The sequence below is a fragment of the Clostridium cuniculi genome (genome assembly GCF_004353185.1).
Taxonomy (GTDB): domain Bacteria; phylum Bacillota; class Clostridia; order Clostridiales; family Clostridiaceae; genus Clostridium; species Clostridium cuniculi.
In genome coordinates this window covers 33767-54869 of sequence record NZ_SMUS01000023.1, presented here as the reverse complement: position 1 = coordinate 54869, position 21103 = coordinate 33767, and the positions used below count along the sequence as shown (strand labels likewise).

At 28.0% G+C, this 21103-nt stretch carries 26 protein-coding genes and 1 riboswitch; all 26 genes read right to left on the bottom strand.

Features of this window, described 5'->3' with window-relative positions; all coding sequences use genetic code 11:
* Positions 1-78 precede the first annotated feature (78 nt).
* Positions 79-708 (bottom strand): ribonuclease H1 domain-containing protein, encoded by a 630-nt coding sequence (locus tag EJJ37_RS12405; RefSeq protein ID WP_133015910.1) that lies wholly within the window; start codon positions 706-708, stop codon positions 79-81.
* 59 nt (positions 709-767) lie between these two features.
* Positions 768-1727, bottom strand: coding sequence for a YkvA family protein (locus tag EJJ37_RS12400; RefSeq protein ID WP_133015897.1), 960 nt, complete (start codon positions 1725-1727; stop codon positions 768-770).
* 199 nt (positions 1728-1926) lie between these two features.
* Positions 1927-2736: a MetQ/NlpA family ABC transporter substrate-binding protein gene (locus EJJ37_RS12395; protein WP_133015896.1), complete on the bottom strand. Its 810-nt coding sequence runs from the start codon at positions 2734-2736 to the stop codon at positions 1927-1929.
* 112 nt (positions 2737-2848) lie between these two features.
* Positions 2849-3505 carry a methionine ABC transporter permease gene (locus tag EJJ37_RS12390; RefSeq protein WP_133015895.1) on the bottom strand — a complete coding sequence of 219 codons (657 nt, stop codon included), beginning with the start codon at positions 3503-3505 and terminating at the stop codon, positions 2849-2851.
* A gap of 1 nt (position 3506) precedes the next feature.
* Positions 3507-4466 carry a methionine ABC transporter ATP-binding protein gene (locus EJJ37_RS12385; protein ID WP_133015894.1) on the bottom strand — a complete coding sequence of 320 codons (960 nt, stop codon included), beginning with the start codon at positions 4464-4466 and terminating at the stop codon, positions 3507-3509.
* An 83-nt stretch (positions 4467-4549) separates the two neighbouring features.
* Positions 4550-4724, bottom strand: a riboswitch (SAM riboswitch).
* A 148-nt stretch (positions 4725-4872) separates the two neighbouring features.
* Positions 4873-5160: a DUF503 domain-containing protein gene (locus tag EJJ37_RS12380; RefSeq protein ID WP_133015893.1), complete on the bottom strand. Its 288-nt coding sequence runs from the start codon at positions 5158-5160 to the stop codon at positions 4873-4875.
* Between the two features lie 98 nt (positions 5161-5258).
* Positions 5259-5690 carry an N-acetyltransferase gene (locus EJJ37_RS12375; protein ID WP_133015892.1) on the bottom strand — a complete coding sequence of 144 codons (432 nt, stop codon included), beginning with the start codon at positions 5688-5690 and terminating at the stop codon, positions 5259-5261.
* A gap of 174 nt (positions 5691-5864) precedes the next feature.
* Positions 5865-6173 (bottom strand): hypothetical protein, encoded by a 309-nt coding sequence (locus EJJ37_RS12370; protein WP_133015891.1) that lies wholly within the window; start codon positions 6171-6173, stop codon positions 5865-5867.
* Between the two features lie 289 nt (positions 6174-6462).
* Complete coding sequence (locus tag EJJ37_RS12365; protein ID WP_133015890.1) at positions 6463-6960, bottom strand: hypothetical protein; 498 nt, start codon at positions 6958-6960, stop codon at positions 6463-6465.
* 5 nt (positions 6961-6965) lie between these two features.
* Entirely contained in the window at positions 6966-7481 is a 516-nt protein-coding gene (locus EJJ37_RS12360; protein ID WP_133015889.1) for a hypothetical protein, read from the bottom strand.
* Between the two features lie 28 nt (positions 7482-7509).
* Positions 7510-8061, bottom strand: coding sequence for a hypothetical protein (locus EJJ37_RS12355; RefSeq protein ID WP_133015888.1), 552 nt, complete (start codon positions 8059-8061; stop codon positions 7510-7512).
* Between the two features lie 6 nt (positions 8062-8067).
* On the bottom strand, positions 8068-8277 hold the full coding sequence (locus tag EJJ37_RS12350; RefSeq protein WP_133015887.1) for a helix-turn-helix domain-containing protein: 210 nt from the start codon (positions 8275-8277) through the stop codon (positions 8068-8070).
* 14 nt (positions 8278-8291) lie between these two features.
* Positions 8292-8420, bottom strand: coding sequence for a DUF2975 domain-containing protein (locus EJJ37_RS12345; RefSeq protein ID WP_133015886.1), 129 nt, complete (start codon positions 8418-8420; stop codon positions 8292-8294).
* Between the two features lie 229 nt (positions 8421-8649).
* Positions 8650-9843 (bottom strand): putative lipid II flippase FtsW, encoded by a 1194-nt coding sequence (ftsW, locus tag EJJ37_RS12340; RefSeq protein ID WP_133015885.1) that lies wholly within the window; start codon positions 9841-9843, stop codon positions 8650-8652.
* Between the two features lie 24 nt (positions 9844-9867).
* Entirely contained in the window at positions 9868-12078 is a 2211-nt protein-coding gene (locus tag EJJ37_RS12335) for a stage V sporulation protein D (RefSeq protein WP_133015884.1), read from the bottom strand.
* Between the two features lie 389 nt (positions 12079-12467).
* On the bottom strand, positions 12468-13844 hold the full coding sequence (locus EJJ37_RS12330) for a cation:dicarboxylate symporter family transporter (protein ID WP_133015883.1): 1377 nt from the start codon (positions 13842-13844) through the stop codon (positions 12468-12470).
* Positions 13845-13939: 95 nt separating this feature from the next.
* Positions 13940-14371, bottom strand: coding sequence for an RrF2 family transcriptional regulator (locus EJJ37_RS12325; RefSeq protein ID WP_133015882.1), 432 nt, complete (start codon positions 14369-14371; stop codon positions 13940-13942).
* 170 nt (positions 14372-14541) lie between these two features.
* Positions 14542-15195 carry an HAD family hydrolase gene (locus tag EJJ37_RS12320; RefSeq protein ID WP_133015881.1) on the bottom strand — a complete coding sequence of 218 codons (654 nt, stop codon included), beginning with the start codon at positions 15193-15195 and terminating at the stop codon, positions 14542-14544.
* A gap of 158 nt (positions 15196-15353) precedes the next feature.
* Positions 15354-15674 (bottom strand): phosphoribosyl-ATP diphosphatase, encoded by a 321-nt coding sequence (gene hisE / locus EJJ37_RS12315; RefSeq protein ID WP_133015880.1) that lies wholly within the window; start codon positions 15672-15674, stop codon positions 15354-15356.
* The gene (hisI, locus tag EJJ37_RS12310; RefSeq protein WP_133015879.1) at positions 15675-16013 is read right to left on the bottom strand and encodes a phosphoribosyl-AMP cyclohydrolase; all 339 of its coding nucleotides are present in this window, start codon (positions 16011-16013) and stop codon (positions 15675-15677) included.
* A gap of 15 nt (positions 16014-16028) precedes the next feature.
* Entirely contained in the window at positions 16029-16793 is a 765-nt protein-coding gene (hisF, locus tag EJJ37_RS12305) for an imidazole glycerol phosphate synthase subunit HisF (RefSeq protein WP_133015878.1), read from the bottom strand.
* A 35-nt stretch (positions 16794-16828) separates the two neighbouring features.
* Complete coding sequence (hisA, locus tag EJJ37_RS12300; RefSeq protein ID WP_133015877.1) at positions 16829-17542, bottom strand: 1-(5-phosphoribosyl)-5-[(5-phosphoribosylamino)methylideneamino]imidazole-4-carboxamide isomerase; 714 nt, start codon at positions 17540-17542, stop codon at positions 16829-16831.
* Positions 17539-18153, bottom strand: a complete 615-nt coding sequence (hisH, locus tag EJJ37_RS12295) for an imidazole glycerol phosphate synthase subunit HisH (protein WP_133015876.1) — start codon at positions 18151-18153, stop codon at positions 17539-17541. The genes hisA and hisH overlap by 4 nt, the downstream gene beginning before the upstream one ends.
* Positions 18154-18190: 37 nt before the next feature.
* The gene (hisB, locus tag EJJ37_RS12290) at positions 18191-18772 is read right to left on the bottom strand and encodes an imidazoleglycerol-phosphate dehydratase HisB (RefSeq protein WP_204596861.1); all 582 of its coding nucleotides are present in this window, start codon (positions 18770-18772) and stop codon (positions 18191-18193) included.
* Complete coding sequence (gene hisC / locus EJJ37_RS12285) at positions 18750-19823, bottom strand: histidinol-phosphate transaminase (RefSeq protein ID WP_226891467.1); 1074 nt, start codon at positions 19821-19823, stop codon at positions 18750-18752. The genes hisB and hisC overlap by 23 nt, the downstream gene beginning before the upstream one ends.
* On the bottom strand, positions 19807-21102 hold the full coding sequence (gene hisD, locus EJJ37_RS12280) for a histidinol dehydrogenase (RefSeq protein ID WP_133015875.1): 1296 nt from the start codon (positions 21100-21102) through the stop codon (positions 19807-19809). The genes hisC and hisD overlap by 17 nt, the downstream gene beginning before the upstream one ends.
* Position 21103 lies beyond the last annotated feature (1 nt).

The window sequence follows — 21103 nt, the reverse complement described above, 5'->3', positions numbered from 1 at the left end:
TTAATTTATAAAAATAGTATGTGTATTTTAAAAGAAAATACTCCTATATTATTTCAGCTACAACTTAATTTTTTTCAACTAATTACCTATGCCAAGAGCTTCCTTTGCTAGTTTATCAGCCAAATCATTATACTTATGCCCACTATGCCCTTTTATTTTTTTAAATCTTATCTTTACTTCCTTCATTTTACTTTGCATAAATTCATTATATTCAACAGTAATTCTATTATTTCTCTTCCATGTTCCAAGTGCCCATGATTCAACACCTTGATAATCATATGCTATAGTAATTTCTTTAAAGCCATTCTCAATAGCATATTCTACTGCCATCTTTGCTCCTAAAACTTCTCCTGAAACATTTCTTAATGAAACAGCTTCTTTATCAAATCCCTTACCTTTATCTTTATATATTATTTCACCATCCTTAACAGCTACTAATCCATAAGAATAGTTTCCCTTATCAACAGCAAAACTTCCATCAACGTATATAAATAACCCTTCTTCACTTTCTATTAATTCCTCAGACTTTTCTACTGTCTTCCCTTCTGAATTTAATGCAATAAAATTAATAGCATCCTTTTCTGTAGTAAAACTTTTATATATAGCTCCTTTAAATCCTATAACTTCTTTCTTACATTCATCCCAAGAAGTAAATATTTTTGGCGCTCCTGACTTCCCTTTATAAACAGCATAGTACTTCAAATTAATCATCCTTTCCTATATGCCTAATACTAATAAAACTTTCTTCATTTGTTTATTTTTTATTTTTAAACTGATAATATTTCTTCCATAACTCTATAAATACTATCTATATTTTTAGCTCCAGTAAAGTTAGTTGCATATTCTATTGCAGTCTTAACAACTATTAATATATCACTCTTCCCTTGCCAATTTTCCATTATTATATTTAATGGTACATCTGTCATTATAACATTTAATGCAAATATTCCAATTGCTATATCATCAATTTTCCCTACAAATGGTACTTTATCTGGTATTAAATCACTTGGAACTGTAATATATGCAACAGCTGCTGATATAACAAGTTTAGTTTTCATACTCACTCTCTTATCTTTAAGTAATCTATATATTAAAGCAGCTATATCCGGCAACAGGAATATATAATCCTTATACTTTTTAGCTTTTTCTGGTAACTTGTCACTAACTTTTTCTCTTCCTTTAGTATAACAATCTTCTGTTTTATTTATTTCTTCTTTATCAAAGTCAACCTTATTTTCCTTTTCAAAGTTTATAAGCTCTATTTCCTTCTTTAATTCTCCACCTAAAGACAACTGTATATTTCTTAATTCTACATTTAAAACTCCATAAGCACAGTATATACTATAAATATCAAAATCTACATATGGAACATCCTTTAATAAATATTTATATTGTATTATAACTTTACCATCCTTATAGCTTATTCCCATATCTCCTAAAGATTTTAATGCAAATTTTAATGCAATTTTTCTTAAGAATGATGCTATTCCTATATTAAGAACTTTAAATCCTGTAACTTCTCCTTTTATTAATCCCTCTTCCATAGATGTTAGCTTAAATCTACACTCAAATTTTATAACAATTCCTTTAGTAAATGAACCTATTATTCTTACATCTTCTTTTATTTCTATACTTTCTATATTAAGCTCTTTTATTGATACGAAGTCATTATATATACTTAATAAATTTTCTCCTGTTAATCCAATATTAATATTCGAAACATTCATAGCTTGTCCCTTTCCCCTCTTCACTATTTTTATATCTGTAATATTTTTCTATATCATTTATACATAATATACAGTATACTTCATATGCTAAAAATTTTAAAGGTAGTATTTCCCATTAATAGAATGTAAAAATTAAGGTCATTGCCTTATACATGCAATGACCTTAATTTACTATCTTCAATCTTTAAAAATATTTATACTAAAAAGCTGGAATTACGCTTCCATCATATTTTTCTTCAATAAACTTTCTAACCTCATCAGAAGTTAATGTTTCAGATAACGCTTTAATTTTATCACTATCTTTATTTTCTTTTTTAACAGCTACAATATTAGCGTATGGAGAATCACTTGATTCAATAGCTAAAGAATCTTTTACTGGATTTAAATCTGCTTGTAATGCCCAATTTGTATTAATTACAGCTGCTTCAACATCTTCTAGAACTCTTGGTAATTGTTCTGCTTGTAATTCTGTAATCTTTAAGTTTTTAGGATTTTCAGTTATATCCTTAACTGTAGGTAATTCAGCATCATTTAATTTTATTAATCCATTATCAGCTAATAATTGTAATGCTCTTGCTTCATTCGATGGATCATTTGGTACCGCAATTTCAACACCATCAGCTATCTCTGAAATATCTGAAACCTTTTTTGAGTATAATGCCATTGGTTCTATATGAACTTTAACTGTATAATCTAAATCATATCCTTTTGCTTCAATTGACTCTTCTAAATAAGGTATATGTTGAAAAAAGTTAGCATCTAAAGATCCCTCATCAACTGCAGGATTTAATAAAGAATAATCATCAAATGTTTTAACTTCTAGTTCATAGCCTTTCTCTTCTAATAATGGTTTGATATATTCTAAAATCTCTGCGTGTGGTACTGCTGTTGCCCCAACTACAATTTTCTTATCATTCTTTGAAGAAGTATCCCCTTTACTTCCACATCCAACTATTGATAATGCTAAAACTCCACTTAATACTGTTGCTAATATTTTTTTAAATTTCATATTTCTTTCCCCCTATTTACTTTGATACATAAAACTTCTGCTTTGTTTAACTTTTAAAATCTTTCTAACTCTCTGTATATTAATCCCCTTTAATTATTGCTTATTGCTTTTATTATTTTAATTTTCTATATGCTAAATTACCTGCCCCTTGTAGTAATTGAACAATTATTATAAGTGTTATTACTGTATATGCCATTACCGCATTATCAAATCTTTGATATCCATAAGTTAAAGCTACTGCTCCAACTCCCCCTGCTCCGACTGCCCCTGCCATTGCAGAATATCCAATTATTGATATTATTGATAATGTTATACCTGATATAATAGAAGGCATTGCTTCTTTAACCATAACTTTAAATATTATTTGAAAATTCGATGCCCCAAAAGATTTCGCAGCTTCAATTAACCCCTTATCTACTTCCTTTAATGCTCCTTCTATTACTCTTGCAATAAATGGAGCTGCCCCTATTGTTAAAGGAACTAATGCTGCTGTTTCTCCTATACTCTTTCCAACTATAGCTCTAGTTAAAGGAATAATAGCTACAACTAAAATTATAAAAGGAAAACTTCTTAAAGTATTAACTATAAATCCCAAAATTGAATTAATAATTTTATTAGGCTTTAATCCACCATCATCTGTTACAACTAATACAATTGCTAAAATAAACCCAATTAATGTAGCTAATATTGTTGATATACCAACCATGTATATGGTTTGTCCTAATGCCTCTATTAATATATCCGTAAAAAAGCTTAAAAACTTCTCCATTTTATATCACCTCCCATGGCATATTTTTAGATGCTAAGTATTTTATAACTTCATCTTTTTGATTTTCTTTTATATTAATAACTAATGAACCTAAAACATCATCCCTAAATTTCTCTAATTTGCCCCACACTATAGAAAAATCTATATTTAATTCTCTTGCCATTGCTGTAATTATGCTGTCATTTGAATTATCTTTCGGGAAGAACAATCTAATATTAATTCCTTCACTTGGTAATATTTCTTCTTCTCCAATTAGAGCTTTTAATGCCTTAGAATTCTTTAAAAATAAATCTTCTGTTTTTCCAACTGATATTACTTGTCCACCTTCCATGATAGCCACTCGTTGACAAATCTCTTTTACAACTTCCATTTGATGTGTAACAATAATTATTGTAATACCTAACTTTTCATTGATATCTCTTAATAAAGCTAAAATTGATTTTGTCGTATTTGGATCCAATGCCGATGTGGCTTCATCACATAAAAGAATATCAGGATTTAAAGCAAGTGCTCTTGCTATTGCAACTCTTTGTTTTTGCCCACCACTTAATTCTCTTGGCTTGCTTTTTTTCTTATCAGATAAACCAACTAATTCTAAAAGCTCTGAAACTCTTTTATCCATATCAGCTTTGGAATATCCCCAACACTCTAATGGTAAAGCAACATTATCATATACATTTCTTCTTTCAAGTAATGAAAAATGTTGAAATATCATTCCTAAGTTTTTTCTAAAACTTCTTACTGACTTATTCCCCAGCTCTTTTACTTCTTGATATTCATTTACTAATATACTTCCTTTGTCATATGTTTCTAAACCATTTATACATCTCAATAATGTAGATTTTCCAGCACCACTATGTCCAACTAATCCAAAGACCTCTCCTTTTTTTATTTCCAAGGTTATATCTTTTAAAACTTCTACCCCATTAAAGCTCTTATATACATTATTTATTTTAATCATGGCCTCTCCTCCTTATTTTAGTAATAAAAAAACGCACTAGAGAATAAACTCAAGTGCGTATAAAAATCACATATTAATTTACTCTCTCATCACTCAGTTAAAAACTGCAGGAATTAGCACCACGTCTACCATTTGCAAGTGACAAGTGACAAATGGCAAATTATTAATTTAAATTTGTCACTTGTCACTTATCACTTGTCACTATCGACAGGTTGCCGGGTTTCATAGGGCCAGTCCCTCCACCACTCTTGATAAGATATAATATTTATTTGTTTTGTTTTATTGATATAAATATATATCAATTCAACTTATTTGTCAATAATTTCTTTAGAAGTTTTTTCTTGTAAAGAAATTATCTTTTATTCTATAACTTACTTTTTTTAAAATTATAGAATAAAACTTATCTTTAGTAATCAATAATTTCTTCTTCTATTTTAACTAACTCTGCATCAGTATTATCTTCTACAAAATCTAATATTTTTTCCTTTAAGGAATATAATACTTCTTTTGTGGTAGCTACTGATGTAATACCTATTACAATTTGCTCATGAATATCTTGATGATCAACTTCTGAGACTGATACATTAAATTTATTTGAAAGACGTTTAGTTAAGCTTAATACTATCATTCTTTTTTCCTTTAATGACTTTACCCACTCTGCTCTAAATTCTAATGTCATTATTAATATTTTCATATTGCACACCTCAACTTTAGTTTTCCATGCTAATTTAATACTATACTAATATTCTATCCATCTTATTTTCAAATATTTCTACTATAATCACTTTAATTTTATCTATTTTTACTAAAAATCATTTCATATTCAAGTTCATTTGTATCTTCATTATTTTTTTCATTTACTATTTTAAAATTATTTTTAAGGTAAAATTTTATTGCATTTTTATTTTTACTATAAACATCTAATTTAAGTTGGTTATACTTAGGCTTTATATACTCTATTAATTTTTCCCCTATTCCTTCCCTTTGATATTCCTCTTTTACAAAAAGGCCTGCAATATATCCCTCTTCAATAACACCTATAAATCCTTTTATAATATTATCTTCCTGAAATATATAAACCTTAGCATCAGGCAATAATTTTTTAACTAAATCAAAATTATTAATCCAATAGTCTCTTTCTATAAAATCATGAGCATTTATATTAGTTTGAAGCCAGATTTCCATTACTTCCTCTAAATTCTCTATTTTAAATTCCTTTATCATATTCTTTTCTCCAATCTTTATTAAGATATTCCTATTTTACAATTAACTCTATAGGATTGACTAGAAAAATTTCCATGGAAATATTATTAAATAAAATTTCATTTTATTTCTCTATAATAAAATTGCCTTTGAAATAAATCTATTACATTGATTTATTTCAAAGGCAAAAACATTTTACAAGTTACTTATACCTTCAATTAAATATATAAATTCACCTTCATCTTTTTTATCAAGGAAGATATCAATTAGAGTTTTAGTAGGTATTTTATTATATCCCTTTTTCCCATTTATAAAAATATCTGATAACTTCTCTCTAAACCCCTCTTCATCATTTTTTAATTGTTTAATAAGCTCTTCTATTTCATACTGAACTAAAGCATATATTATATTATTTCTTAATGCTTCATTAAAGCTTTCTGCAAATATTCTTTCTTCTTCACTTAAGTTTTCCATATCATTATTTAATAATCTAAAAATATTCATAACGCTTTCACTCCACTGTTTTAAGTAATCCTATTTTAATAAATATAAAATCAGCTTAATATTTATCTTATAGTTGATTGAATTTTAATTTTTTTTATTATCCTCATTCATATACTTACCCCTCATACTTTTTCTTAAAATATATCTTCTACAATATAAATTTTATTTAGATTAATATCTAAAATCATATATATTTTAGAGTTATCTTCTTTCATATAATAATAGTATTTAAAATTACTATTATAATTAGGATAATACTCTTCAGGTACCTCTAATTTTCTTAATATACTTACCATATTAATTCTATACTATTATTTTTATCTTGCCAATCTATTAAATCATTAACTTCTTCTAAATCTTCATACTTAAATATAGAATATCTTTCACCATCACCATTGAAACTTGGACCACTATCTTTGTAATAAATTTCTTCATAATTTCTAGGTAAATTCAAGTTCCAATTCGTATTAATAGCATGATAATAAAGATTTTGTTCTTTCGTTATTATTACAGATGATATTAACATAATAACTGTAATTATTCCTATTATACCTATTACTCTCCAATAACAATTTTTCTTTTTTAATAGCATTCTTATAAAGGATATAATAATAAATACTATAAAAACAATTGTAATTAAAATTGTAAATAATATAGTACTAATCCACACTGAAAGTAGTTGTAAATCATCTTTTGATAATTTATAATCCACAAATAGATACACTGCAAATAAACTTAAAATGCCTATTATAAAAATATTTAAATATACTTTACTTTTAAAACTCATAATTATTACTCTTCATTTATTTTAGATAATATAACCCAAACTAAACTATCATCAAAAATCGAATATATAAACTCAGCTTTTATATTATTTCTATTATCAAAATAAACATGCTCCTTTAATTTTAGCTCCCTATCTTTCCACTTTTCTTTATAGTTCTCTCCAAGTATATCTGATACTTCATTTATATTTCTTAAATTTCTTCTACTATTTACAGAAATGACAGTTCTATTGTCATCAAATCTTCCAAACAAATAATTAATTTTATTATCTTTTGAATCAATTATAAGTTCTTCAAACTTACAGGTGTAATCACCTAAATAATTATTACTTTCCGTGTATTTATTTAAATTAATCTTTTTTATAGAACTTCCTATATTTAAATTATCAACATAAATATTATTTAATTCTGTGCTTTTAATATTACTCATATTGTTACATCCTACAAAAAATATCCCTGATACAATATAACTTAAAACAATAACGATGATAACTCTTACTCTATTTACTTTTAACTTTCTCATTATCTATCCCCATAACCATAAAATAATATTATTTGAAATTTATTTCTTCAGTTTTCCATACATCTCCTGAGGCAAAACTATAATTAATAATTACTGTGTCATCATTCTTCCATTGCAATGTATATGCTCCACTTGAAAATGGCCTAAATCCATCATCATTTGAAATTTCTCCCTCTATCTGCTTAATAAATATTCCATACTTCTTTTCATAAACATCACTCCAACCAGACAAAAGAAATGTCTTTTCTTCAACTACTAAAGTATTTGATTTATTAGGCGATTTAAAAGTAAAATACCTATATTCACTGTATAGCATTATGTAAGCAAAAATAATTATAGGAATTAATATAACAACAACTAAATTATATATAACTTTTATCAATGTTTTATTAACATAATCAAAAAACATCATAGGTAGTATTAAAATAAGCATTAATAATCCTAAAACAATAATACTAGGACCAATATTAAATAAACATATCTTTAATCTAAAGAAATGAAATATTAAGTATAGAATTACTTCTAAACTTAAAGCTATTATCCATATATACTTTAAATACTTTTTCCTCCCATTTCTCATTTTCCATTACTCCTCATCACTTCTATACTCTAAAATATCACCTGGCTGACAATCTAAAGCCTTACAAATAGCATCTAGAGTTGAAAATCTAATTGCCTTTGCCTTATTATTCTTGAGTATTGATAGATTTGCCATAGTTATTCCAACCTTCTCTGAAAGTTCTGTTGCACTCATCTTCCTTTTTGCCATCATAACATCTAAATTTACAATAATCATTTAGTTTGCTCTCCTTAAATAGTTAAGTCAATTTCTTCTTTTAGCTCTATTCCTTTTGATATAAGTTCTCTAATTACCGATGTAATCATAAATACCATTAAAGTTGCAATAGTAACTACAATAAATACCAAATCATGATACATAAATATAATTGCTATTAAATAAATAAATAAAAAACTCCATTAATGAATAATATATTATTTTTCAAATTTAATCACCCCAATAACATTTTATATTACAACTTTATATTAAGTCAATAAAAATTTATTGATAATCGATAAATAATTACATAAAAAAGATATAGGATTTATTAGTTCTTACACTAACTATCCTATATCTATCTTCCTCTATTTGCTTTTAGTAATCCCGTTATTAAACATTCATTTTACTTTTTATTATTTTTTCTTCAATTTCATCCTTAGGGCTTTTACACTGTCTTGATATATTTAACAGAACTCCCATAGCAGCCAAGTTAAACACCAATGAAGTTCCTCCATAACTTATAAATGGTAAAGGAACACCTGTAACTGGCATACTTCCAGTAACAACGGCAATATTAATTATAGCTTGTACTGCAATAACAGAAATAATTCCTGTCGCTAAAAGCTTACCATACCTATCCTTTGCCCTAGATGCTACTTTTATTCCTGCAACTATTAATACTACAAATATAGCAATAACTGCAATACACCCAATAAGTCCTAACTCTTCACCTATTATAGCAAATATAAAGTCATTATGTGGCTCTGGCATATATAGAGCTTTTTGCTTTGAATTTCCTAAGCCTACACCAAATAATCCTCCTGAACCTAAAGCATAAAGAGAATGTATTAATTGGTAACCTTCATCGTTGGCATATTTCCAAGGATTTAAAAAACTTACAAACCTCTCCGTTCTATAATCCGAACTAAAAATACCTATAGTTCCTGCAACTCCACCAATACCTATTAAAGCAAATGTTTGCCTAAAACTCATCCCTGATACAAAAACCATTATAAATGCAACAAACATTATAATAGCTGCAATACTTAAATTATTTTCTAGAAATACTAAACCAGCAAATAAAGCTGCTGAAAATAGATATATCAATGGAATTTTCCAATTCTTACTTACTCCTCCATACTTATCTATCATCATTGCCAAGAAAAAAACTATAACATATTTGGCAAGTTCCGATGGTTGAAAGGAAACTCCAGCGATATTCAACCAACGTGTAGCTCCATTGATATTACTTCCAACAAATAAAACTGCTACTAAGGCTACTACTGTAACTAAGTATGCAGCCCCAGTAAATCTCTTCCACGAATGGTAATCTATTAACATCATAACTACTAGTGCCACTAATCCCACAGGAGCCCATGTAAGCTCTTTTTTCAAGAAATAAAATACATCTTTATGTTTATAAAGTGCATCATAATAACTTGCTGAAAATACCATAATTATTCCTATTGCAACAAGTGCTAATACTGAATAGAGTATATATAGATTAACAGAACCTATATTAGACTTTCTTTTTACTTTCTTCTTGCTCTTTCCTTTTTTTAATCTTTTAGCATTACTATTCATATTATTTTCTCCAGTATACAATATTTAATATTCATATTCCTTTTTTAATGTTATTGTAACTTTTGTTCCTTTTACGACCTTATTTCCATTAGCTATACTTTGAGAATCAACAGTTCCTTCTCCTTGAAATTCATATACCAATCCAAGATTATCTAAAACAGAAGTTGCAAATTCTTCAGTACTACCTTTTAGATCTGGCATTATAATTTCTTTTTCTACTTGTCCATTGTCTTTCGCTGTAATAGAAATAGTAGTTCCCTCTTTTACTGTTGAACCTGGATAAGTCTCCATTGAAACAACAGTTTTTCCATTTCCTTTAACTTCAGCTTCTAAACCATTTTCTTTTAATATTTGTTTTGCTTCTTCAATGGATTTTCCTCTTACATCTGGAATTATTACATTTTTATAAATAGAAAATCTTTCTTTAGCAAGTGGTGAATCCATATACTTAAATACTTCTTCAAATAATTCCTTCATTAATGGAGCTGCAACTTCTCCACCATAATACGCTCCATTACTTGGCTCATCTACAGCTATAAATACTGTTATTTGTGGATTTTCTACTGGAGCTAAAGCAATCATTGAAGATATATATTTATCTGTTGAATATGTGCCTGTTGTAGGATCAACCTTTTGAGCTGTTCCTGTCTTCCCTCCTACATTATAACCTTGTACAAAGGATCCATCTGGTCCATCTTTAGTAACTGTTCTCTCTAAATAACTTCTAAGTAAAGCTGTGCTCTCATCAGATAATACATCTTTTTTTACTGTTGGCTTTATAGTTTCATCAATAACTCTATTTCCACTTTCATCTTCATGAGAAATTTCTTTCACTATATGTGGCTGAATAAGATCTCCACCATTTGCAATCGCATTAAATGCTGTCATAAGTTGCATTGCTGTAACTGTATTAGTTTGTCCAAATGATATAGTAGCTAAATCAATTGCAGATACTGTATCACTTGATTTAACTATTCCTGATGCTTCTCCTGGCAAATCAATACCTGTTGTTTTTCCAAACCCTAATTTATATATATATTCATTTAAATTTTCAATTCCAAGCCTTTCACCAATTTCCATCATCCCAACATTACAGGAATTCTTTAAAACTTCTGCTAAAGTTTGCGTCCCATGTCCTTCATGCTTCCAACAATGAACAGTAGTGTTTCCAAATTTAACTGATCCATTACAAACAAATGTATCACTATCACTAACCAATCCTTTTTCTAATGCTGCAATCATTGTTACAGTTTTAAATGTTGAACCTGGCTCAAAAGTATCACTTACCAACCAATTTCTCCACATATTTTGTATTTTATCATTATCAGTTTCACCATCAAAACTTTCATATCCTGAAAATGGATTATTTGGATCATAATCTGGCTTATTTACCATTGCTAATACTTCTCCATTATTAGGATCCATAATAAGAACATGAACACCTTTGGCGTTATTTTCCTCTAATCCTTTTTGTGCAATTTTTTCAGCTATATACTGTAAATTTTCATCTACTGTTGTTATAATATCGCTACCATCTATAGCTGGCGTAAACTTATATGTATCAAATGGTAATCTATTCCCCCAACTATCATAAGATCCTATTTTCATACCTGCAATACCAGCTAAATAATCATCATATTGTAACTCTATACCTGTTAATCCTGTTCCTTCTGAGTTAATTCCACCTAATGCACTTGCTAGAAAGTTTCCATTAGGGTAATATCTTTTTACATCTCTAGAAACAATAAGTCCATATATCCCCAAATCATCAGCGCTATCAGCAACAGCCTTAGTTACTCCCCTAACTAATGGTGCATAACTCGCATCACTTCCATCTGAATTTTTTTTATTTAATGCTTTAAGAACTTCATCAACTTCTACACCTGTTACATCTGCAATTTCAACTGCAATATCATCCATAGTTAAATCATTCTCTTTTATATGATTTCTAACCGAGTCTAAGTCAAAATCTATTCTATATACATTAGCCGAAGATACTAATACCGATCCATTTCTATCTAAAATATCTCCTCTTTTAGCTGTTACACTAATCTCTTTTTGCCATTCCGAATTTGCCTTTGCCTCTAATGCTCGTCCACTTACTAATGTTAACCATGCTAATCTTAATACAAGAAATCCTAATAGACAGAATACAATAATTGAAACAATATACAATCTACTTTTATAGCCAATTATTTTTTTATTCTTTTTATATTTCTTCTTTTTATATGCCATCTTTTTATCTCCTATCATAATATTTAATTTAAATATCTCTTAAAAAATAGAGTTATAATTTTAATCGAATAGTTTAACTTTAAAAGAGTAAATTTTAATTGGATAGATGAACTTATACCTTGTATTTAAATAAAAAGTTTTTTATAAAAATATACTAAGTTATTATATAAGTTATATTTTACTATATTTTTGTTTATATCAAAAGACACTAATACTAAATATTATATAATTTATGATAAATTTTTATATAAATTTCACATATAAGAATGTATTTCCTACTATTTATATGTAATGACTTTATTATCTTCTTACTTAAATAAAATGAAAAAGTAGCTAATTATACTAAATTAATTTATTTAGCATTAGATTAACTACTTTTATTTCATATACTAATTTTTATTTAACTTTTCTTTATCTATTTTGTTAAAACTTTTTCCTACAGCTACTGCTGTAACCATTGTCCCATTTACATTTAACATTGTACGTCCCATATCTAGTATAGGGTCAATTGCTATTATTCCTCCTGCTAATGGGAAGTATGCTCCCATTCCCATTCCTGATATAGCTACAGAAACTGCCATCGTTGCACTACCTGGTAAACCTGCAATTCCTAATGAACCAATAACTATTATTACTATAAGCATTCCATAGAAGCTTATATCCATTGTTGTTCCTGTCATATTTGCTAATGTTACAGCCATTAATGCTGGATAAATAGCTGCACATCCATTCATACCTATATTAGATCCTAAACTTCCTACAAATGATGCTATTCCATTGTCCACTCCAACATCGTCAGTTAATGTTTCTATTGTAACTGGTAATGTTCCTAAACTTGAACGAGATGTAAAAGCTAAAATTAATGGTTCCATAACTTTTTTCAAGTATTTAAATGGATTAATACCTAAAAATGCAATAATTATTAAATGTATAATGAATACAATAACTATACTTACATATAAAGCTATTATAAATTCAACAACTTCTTTTATTGCTGATACACCTCTTCCAGCTATTGTATTAGCAAGTAATGCTACTACTGCATAAGGCATAAGCTTTATAACTGTCATAGCTATACTAGTAATTATTTTATAAGACCCATTAACTAAATCAGTTACAGGCTTAATAACATCACTGTATTTTTTATTTAATATCTTCATAGAGTTACCAATAAATGCTGCAAATATTACTACTGCAACTACATTCCCCTCTGCCATTGCAGATACTGGATTTGATGGAAGTAATCCTCTTAATGTATCAACTACTGGTGTTATTTCCCTTATTTCATTTGTACTTTCAACTACATTAGCCGAAACTCCTAATTTAAATAAATTACCTACTACAATACCAACAACAGCTGCGATAGTCGTTGTTCCTAATAATATAAGTAATGATCTTACTGTTAACTTTCCAAGGTTCTCCCCTGCTTGCATATTAATAATAACTCTAATTATTGATACAAATATTAAAGGTACTACAAGCATTTTTAGTAGGTCCATAAAACCATACCCAATAAGTCCATACCACTTATTTACTTCATTAATCCATTGAACATCACCTGGATTATCTGGGAATCCTGCTACTAATTGAATTATTAGCCCTAAAATTAAACCTGCAATAGTCGAAACTATCATTCTTGTAGAAAACTTTACTTTCTTTTTAGACATAATATTTACTCCAAATAATACGGCTATAAGAAGAATAATAAAGGCTATTGTTTTAAAATTTGTTATCATTATAAAATCTGATAAAAAAGTGTTATTCATTTTTTCCTCCTATATATTTATATATATCAATATATATATATTTATAAATATCAATATATATATTACATTAAATTTATAACTTATACTAGCTTAAATTATATATAATATATAATTTCTTCTTTTTCCTTTCTATATTCTTCAACAATATATTCTAATGTTATGGATTCAAAATAATCATTTATTTTTTTATTAATTTCACTCCAAATAACCTTGTTTACAAATCTCTCCATATCATTGGAATTATCATCATTTATATCTATAAGAAGGGACTCACCTTCTAAGGCTCTTAAAATCTCACCTATTGTAATTTCGTTAGGGTTTTTTGACAAAGTATACCCACCTTGTGCTCCCTTTCTTCCTATTATTAATCCTGCCTTTCTAAGCAATGAAAATATTTGCTCTAGATATCTTTCTGATATTTCTTGACGTTCTGATATAGCCTTTAAAGTTACACTTCCACATTCAGAATTAATTACTAAATCAATTAAAGCTCTAATCCCATACCTTCCTTTAGTAGAAATTTTCATAAACCCACCTACTTTCAACACTATACATATCCCTACTTTTCCTATCGGTATTATGCTAATAATATATCTTTTTTTATATTTTGTCAATATTTTTCTATCATTTACATTAAAATCAAAATAGATATATAAGCTAATCTCATATATCTATTTTGTAAAAAGCTTATTTACTTTTATACTGTCAATAATTCTATTAATTCAATTGGATTTCTAATTATATAATCTGCACCTGCTTCTCTTAACTCTTCTTCACCTCTAAATCCCCATGAAACTCCAACTGACTTAACCCCTGCATTTTTTGCAGTATTTACATCAACATCAGAATCACCAACATATATACATTCATTTTTTTCAACATTCAATAATTCTATTACTTCATAAACAGTTTTAGGGTCTGGCTTAGTTGGATGATTTGGCCTTTGTCCATATGTTATTTCAAAAGCATCTCCAAAATATCTTTTAACTACCTCTCCAGCAAATTCATGTGGCTTATTTGACACTACTGCAATTTTTATATTTTTCTCTTTTAACTCTTCTATCATTTTCATAATACCATCATAAGGTTTTGTCATATCAACCATATGCTCTTCATAATACTCATCAAATAATCCTAAAACTTTATCTATTACTTCTTTATCCTCTTTATACTTATCTGGTACTATTCGTTCAATTAATTTATATCGTCCATTTCCTACAAATCTAGTATAATCTTTTACATCATGAACATTAAATCCACAGCTTTTCAATGCATAATTACATGCATTTGCTAAATCTTCTAACGTATCTAATAATGTTCCATCTAAATCAAAAATCACTGCTTTAACCATTCTAAATTCTCCTATACTATTTTTCTTATTAAAGTAACTTTCTTATAAATCAAAGTACAAATTTATTTTATGTAACAAACTTATTATAACATAAGCCAATGATAATTTAATACCATTGGCTTATATAATAAATGTAGAAATGTATTTATATTTTATAACTATATCTGTTCTATTTCTTTTCTCTCACCCTTAAAGTTATTGATTTTGTTTCTTCTATTAATTAATTCATTTTTAACTTCTTCAATATTAACATCTTGATCTGCCATTAATACTAATATATGATAGGCTAAATCACAAATTTCATTAACTAGTTCTTGTTTCTCATTCCCTTTTGCTGCAATAATTACCTCAGTGCACTCTTCTCCAACCTTTTTTAATATTTTATCTGTACCTTTATCAAATAAATATTTAGTATAAGAACCTTCTTCACCTGATTTTTTTCTATCTTGTATTATTTTATATAAATCATCTACTACCACTTAAATAATCCTCCTAAAAAAACAACTTACTTTCCCTGTATGACAAGCCACACCATTTTGCTTTACTCTTATTAGTAAAGTATCATTATCACAATCACTCAAAATTTCTTTTACTTCTTGAAAGTTTCCCGAAGTTGCTCCTTTATTCCATAGCTCATTTCTACTTCTACTGTAAAACCAAGTTTGTTTTGTTTTTTTTGTTAATTCAAAACTTTCTTTACTCATATATGCAAGCATTAAAACTTCATTACTATAGTAATCTTGAATTATAGTAGGTATAAGCCCATCTCCTTTGTCAAAATCCAATAGAATTTTGCTACTATCAAATTCGCTATTCATAAATCCTCCAAATACCTATATTGTTCTTACTGCTATTTTATTTTCTTTTAAATATTCCTTTACCTCATTTATTGTAAGTTCACCATAATGGAATAATGAAGCTGCTAATGCTGCATCTGCTTTTCCATCCTTAAAAATATCCTCAAAATCCTTTAAGCTACCGCATCCCCCTGATGCTATTATAGGTACACTAGTGATTTCATTTACCATCTTAGTTAGCTCTATATCAAATCCTTTTTTTGTCCCATCTGCATCCATAGAAGTAAGTAATATTTCTCCTGCACCAAGTTCAACAGCCTCTTTAATCCAACTTAAAGCATCTATTCCAGTATCTACCCTTCCACCATTTACAAATACATTCCATCCAGAATTATCATCTCTTCTTTTAGCATCAACTGCTAATACTATACACTGGCTTCCAAAGTATGTAGCACCTTCACTTATAAGATTTTTATTTTTTACTGCCGCAGAATTCAAACTAACCTTATCTGCACCTGCCCTAAGAATTCTTCTTATATCTTCAATGCTTTTTATTCCACCACCTACTGTAAATGGTATAAATATTTTTTCTGCTACTCTCTCTACTACCTTTTCCATTATCCCCCTATCTTCATAAGTTGCTGTTATATCTAAAAAAACAAGTTCATCTGCCCCCTGCTTATAATAATATTCTCCTAATTGCACTGGATCTCCTATTTCCTTAATCCCTACGAAATTTACTCCTTTAACAACATTTCCATCCCTAACATCTAAACAAGGTATAATTCTTTTCGTATGCATTTGACACCCCCTTATTCATAACAATTTAAAAATTACTATCTACATAAATTAATAGCTTCCTTTAAATCAATATTTCCTGAATATAATGCCTTTCCTATAATTACTCCATATATATCTAAATCATTAAGTTTTTTAATATCATAATAATCTTTAACACCACCAGAAGCTATAATATTAACAGATACATACTCTTTAAGTTGCTTTACCATAGATATATTAGTACCTTCTAATGTTCCATCTTTACTTATATCAGTTAAAATTATATTTTTAGCTCCAATGTTCTCCATTCTTTTGCAAAATTCTATATAATGTACATTGCTCTCTTCAAGCCATCCTCTTGTACATATATACCCCTTCTTACAATCAACTCCAACTGCAATTTTATCTCCAAAATCTCTTACTACGCTAGAAACAAATTCTTCATCCTCTAAAGCTGCTGTACCTAAAATAACTCTACTAACTCCATGATTAATTAATTCTTCCACTTCTTTATAATTTCTAATTCCTCCACCTACTTCTATTGGAATAGTAAGTTCCTTAGCTAGATTAAGTATTATTTTTTTATTTACTAATTTTCCTTTTTTGGCTCCATCTAAATCTACTAAGTGTATATATTTTGCTCCGCTCTTTTCAAAACCTTTTGCTATATCAAATATGTCATTTCCCACAACTTCTTTTTTTCTATAATCACCTTGATATAATCTAACTGCTTTTCCTCCAATTATATCTATAGCTGGAATTATAATCATTTTATTACCTCCCTAAAATTCTGAAGTATTCTAAGCCCTACTTCTCCACTTTTTTCCGGATGAAATTGAGTTCCGTAAACATTATTATTGCAAACAATTGAAGGAACTTTAATACCACCATAATTTGAAAATCCTACTAAATTTTCATTCTTTACATTTGTCGCAGCATAGCTATGTACATAATATACAAAACTATTCTCATCTAACCCTTTAATTAAATCATTTGAGCTATTATACTCTAATTTATTCCAACCTATATGTGGTATTTTCACCTTTTCTTTAGGTTCTAAAATCTTAACCTCTCCATCTATAAAGGCTAAACCTTCACATTCCCCATTCTCATATCCTTTTTGAAATATCATTTGCATTCCTAAACATATCCCCAATAAAGGTGTTCCATTATTGACTTTCTCTTTTATAATCTCAGTTAATCCCATATTATTAAGGTTATACATAGCTTTATTAAATGCTCCAACCCCAGGTAAAATTAATTTATCTGCACATTTTATTTCTGCTATTTCATTAGATACCTTTGAAGCTATATTTAAGTGTTTTAGTGCATTATAAACATTCTTTAAATTTCCCATACCATAATCAATAATAACAATCATCCTACTTTTCAACTCCTAACAGGCTTATTCTAAATACCTATATACATCCTTTTGATGATGGTATTACATTGCTTTCTATTTTTATAGCTTCTTTTAATGCCCTACCAAAAGCTTTAAAAATCCCTTCAATTTTGTGATGATCATTCTCTCCATATAATACTTTTATATGAAGAGTTATTTCTGCATTAAATGCAAGAGCTCTAAAAAATTCCTTAACCATTTCTACAGAAAAATTTCCTATACTTTCCCTTTTAAAATCTCCTTCAAAATACAAAAATGATCTTCCACTAATATCTAAAGATACCATAACTAAAGATTCATCCATAGGAATACAAACTGTACTATATCTCTTTATTCCTTTTTTATCTCCTAATGCTTCTTTTATACACTTACCTAGACAAATCCCAATATCCTCAATTAAATGATGATCACATACCTCTAAATCACCATCAGCTTCTAAATTAATATCAATATCACTATGGAATGCCATTAATGTCAACATATGATTAAAAAAACCTATTTCTGTTTTTATATTATTAACTCCATCTCCATCTAAGTTAATACTTAAGTTTATATTAGTTTCTTTTGTATCTCTTTTAATTTTTGATGTTCTTATCATTATCTTCCCCCACATCTAATACAACCTTTTCTATTATATTAACTACTAAATCATTTTCTAAGGCTGATCCAACAGTTATTCTAAAACTATCATCATTAAAATATCTAATTAATACCCCTTTATTATCTAGCATTTTTCTTATATCTTCTTTAATAATAGATCTTCCAAATATAAAATTAGCTTTAGATTTATAGAATATTATTTTATTATCACTTAACTCTTCTATATGCTTTAAATTTTTATATAACCTTTCTCTTTCATAAACTACTTCCTCTACACTCTTAAGTATCTTTTCCGGGTGTTTTAAAACATTACATGCCACCATTTGGGAAAATGTATTTAAATTATAAGGTACCTTACTTTTATTCAACTCTTCTATTAACTCTTTATTTGCAATTAAAAATCCTACTCTTAAAGCTGCTAATCCCCATGCTTTAGATAATGTTCTAGTTACTACTAAATTTTTATATTTTTCTATATATTGAATCATACTTTGTCCATAAAACTCATAGTATGCTTCATCAACAATAACTAAAGTATCCTTAAAAGATTCTAATATATAACATATATCCTCATTACTAATTACGTTTCCTGTTGGATTATTAGGATTAGAAAATATTATTAGCTTTGGAGATAACTTTTTACCAAAATTAATAAATTTATTAACAGAAAAAGAACCATCATCTTCAGTTTTATATTTTTTTATTACTCCATCACTGAGAGATGTATAAAAGTCATACATTGAAAAATCTGGATCTATAGTTAATACAACTTTTCTTCTAGTAATCTGTGAGCTTATAATTAAAGAAATCATTTCATCTGAGCCATTTCCGGCTATTAAATTTTCCTTATTTACTCCAATTACTTTTCCATATAATTCTCTCAACTCATTACATTCGCTATCTGGATATCTATTAAATTTTAACTTTACAACATCTTCTATTATATCTTTTAACTCATCATCACTTATATTTTTATAGCTCTCATTTGCATTTACTCTTATTCCTATATCCATATTTGCTACATTATTATAACTATTTATCTTCTTCATTATCTAACCTTACCTTTACTGAATTTGCATGAGCAGTTAAACCCTCTTCATTTGCAAATCTAATTATCTTTTCGCCATCTCTTACTACCGCTTTTTGTGAATAATATAGGAATGATGATTTCTTAACAAATGTATCTACTGATAGTGGTGATGAAAACCTTGCAGTACCACCTGTTGGTAATACATGGTTAGTTCCTCCAAAATAATCACCTATAGGTTCTGGTGTATACTCCCCTAAAAATACTGAACCTGCATTTTTAACTTGTTCTAAGTACTCTATAGGACTATCTATTAAAAGTTCTAAATGCTCTGGTGCTATTAAATTAGCTAACTCAATGCACTCTTCTATGGATTTGCAAATTACTATTTTCCCAAAATTGATAAGTGAACTTTCAATTATATTTCTTCTACTTAAATTTTTAACTTGTACTTCTATCTCTTTGTTTACCTTATCTGCTAACTTTTTAGAGGTTGTAACTAATATTGAAGAGGCTAATTCATCATGCTCTGCTTGAGACATTAAATCTGCTGCAATATATTTAGGATTTGCTTTTTCATCTGCAACAATTAAAATTTCACTAGGGCCAGCCACCATATCAATTCCCACATCTCCATATACTTGTCTCTTAGCTTCCGCTACAAAAGCATTACCTGGTCCAACTATCATAGAAACATTTTCTATACTTTCAGTTCCATAAGCTAGTGCAGCGATTGCCTGCGCTCCTCCTAACTTATAAACTTTATTTATTCCACATAACTTTGCTGCAACTAATATTTGTTTGTTAACTTCACCATTTTTATCTGGTGGTGTAACTAATACTATTTCATTTACTCCTGCAACTTTTGCTGGAATTGCATTCATTAAAACAGATGACGGATACGCAGCTTTACCTCCTGGAACATATATAGCTACACTATCCATAGGAATTAATCTTTGCCCCATAAAAACACCTAATTCCTTTTGATATATATAGCTTGTCTTTTTTTGATTTTGATGATATTTTTCTATATTTTTAATACTTTCCTTTAATATTTCTATAAATTCTAAATCACCTTCATTATATGCCTTTTCAATCTCTTCCTTTTCTATCTTAAAACTTTCCAGATATACTTTATCAAAATCTAAAGTATACCCCCTTAAAGCCTTATCCCCAGATGACTTTACATTTTCAATTATTTCTTCTACAGATTTTCTTACATTTAAAGTATTGCTTCTCTTTTTTATTATTGATACAACATCACTTATACCTTTACTGCTTAATTCTATTATGTCCATCATA

Coding starts and splice junctions, on each gene's coding strand:
- EJJ37_RS12400 (WP_133015897.1), bottom strand. CDS start 1,727: ATGAATGTTTCGAATATTAATATTGGATTAACAGGAGAAAATTTATTA.
- EJJ37_RS12395 (WP_133015896.1), bottom strand. CDS start 2,736: ATGAAATTTAAAAAAATATTAGCAACAGTATTAAGTGGAGTTTTAGCA.
- EJJ37_RS12390 (WP_133015895.1), bottom strand. CDS start 3,505: ATGGAGAAGTTTTTAAGCTTTTTTACGGATATATTAATAGAGGCATTA.
- EJJ37_RS12385 (WP_133015894.1), bottom strand. CDS start 4,466: ATGATTAAAATAAATAATGTATATAAGAGCTTTAATGGGGTAGAAGTT.
- EJJ37_RS12380 (WP_133015893.1), bottom strand. CDS start 5,160: ATGAAAATATTAATAATGACATTAGAATTTAGAGCAGAGTGGGTAAAG.
- EJJ37_RS12375 (WP_133015892.1), bottom strand. CDS start 5,690: ATGATAAAGGAATTTAAAATAGAGAATTTAGAGGAAGTAATGGAAATC.
- EJJ37_RS12370 (WP_133015891.1), bottom strand. CDS start 6,173: ATGAATATTTTTAGATTATTAAATAATGATATGGAAAACTTAAGTGAA.
- EJJ37_RS12365 (WP_133015890.1), bottom strand. CDS start 6,960: ATGAGTTTTAAAAGTAAAGTATATTTAAATATTTTTATAATAGGCATT.
- EJJ37_RS12360 (WP_133015889.1), bottom strand. CDS start 7,481: ATGAGAAAGTTAAAAGTAAATAGAGTAAGAGTTATCATCGTTATTGTT.
- EJJ37_RS12355 (WP_133015888.1), bottom strand. CDS start 8,061: ATGAGAAATGGGAGGAAAAAGTATTTAAAGTATATATGGATAATAGCT.
- EJJ37_RS12350 (WP_133015887.1), bottom strand. CDS start 8,277: ATGATTATTGTAAATTTAGATGTTATGATGGCAAAAAGGAAGATGAGT.
- EJJ37_RS12345 (WP_133015886.1), bottom strand. CDS start 8,420: ATGTATCATGATTTGGTATTTATTGTAGTTACTATTGCAACTTTAATG.
- ftsW (WP_133015885.1), bottom strand. CDS start 9,843: ATGAATAGTAATGCTAAAAGATTAAAAAAAGGAAAGAGCAAGAAGAAA.
- EJJ37_RS12335 (WP_133015884.1), bottom strand. CDS start 12,078: ATGGCATATAAAAAGAAGAAATATAAAAAGAATAAAAAAATAATTGGC.
- EJJ37_RS12330 (WP_133015883.1), bottom strand. CDS start 13,844: ATGAATAACACTTTTTTATCAGATTTTATAATGATAACAAATTTTAAA.
- EJJ37_RS12325 (WP_133015882.1), bottom strand. CDS start 14,371: ATGAAAATTTCTACTAAAGGAAGGTATGGGATTAGAGCTTTAATTGAT.
- EJJ37_RS12320 (WP_133015881.1), bottom strand. CDS start 15,195: ATGGTTAAAGCAGTGATTTTTGATTTAGATGGAACATTATTAGATACG.
- hisI (WP_133015879.1), bottom strand. CDS start 16,013: ATGAATAGCGAATTTGATAGTAGCAAAATTCTATTGGATTTTGACAAA.
- hisF (WP_133015878.1), bottom strand. CDS start 16,793: ATGCATACGAAAAGAATTATACCTTGTTTAGATGTTAGGGATGGAAAT.
- hisA (WP_133015877.1), bottom strand. CDS start 17,542: ATGATTATAATTCCAGCTATAGATATAATTGGAGGAAAAGCAGTTAGA.
- hisH (WP_133015876.1), bottom strand. CDS start 18,153: ATGATTGTTATTATTGATTATGGTATGGGAAATTTAAAGAATGTTTAT.
- hisB (WP_204596861.1), bottom strand. CDS start 18,772: ATGATAAGAACATCAAAAATTAAAAGAGATACAAAAGAAACTAATATA.
- hisC (WP_226891467.1), bottom strand. CDS start 19,823: ATGAAGAAGATAAATAGTTATAATAATGTAGCAAATATGGATATAGGA.
- hisD (WP_133015875.1), bottom strand. CDS start 21,102: ATGATGGACATAATAGAATTAAGCAGTAAAGGTATAAGTGATGTTGTA.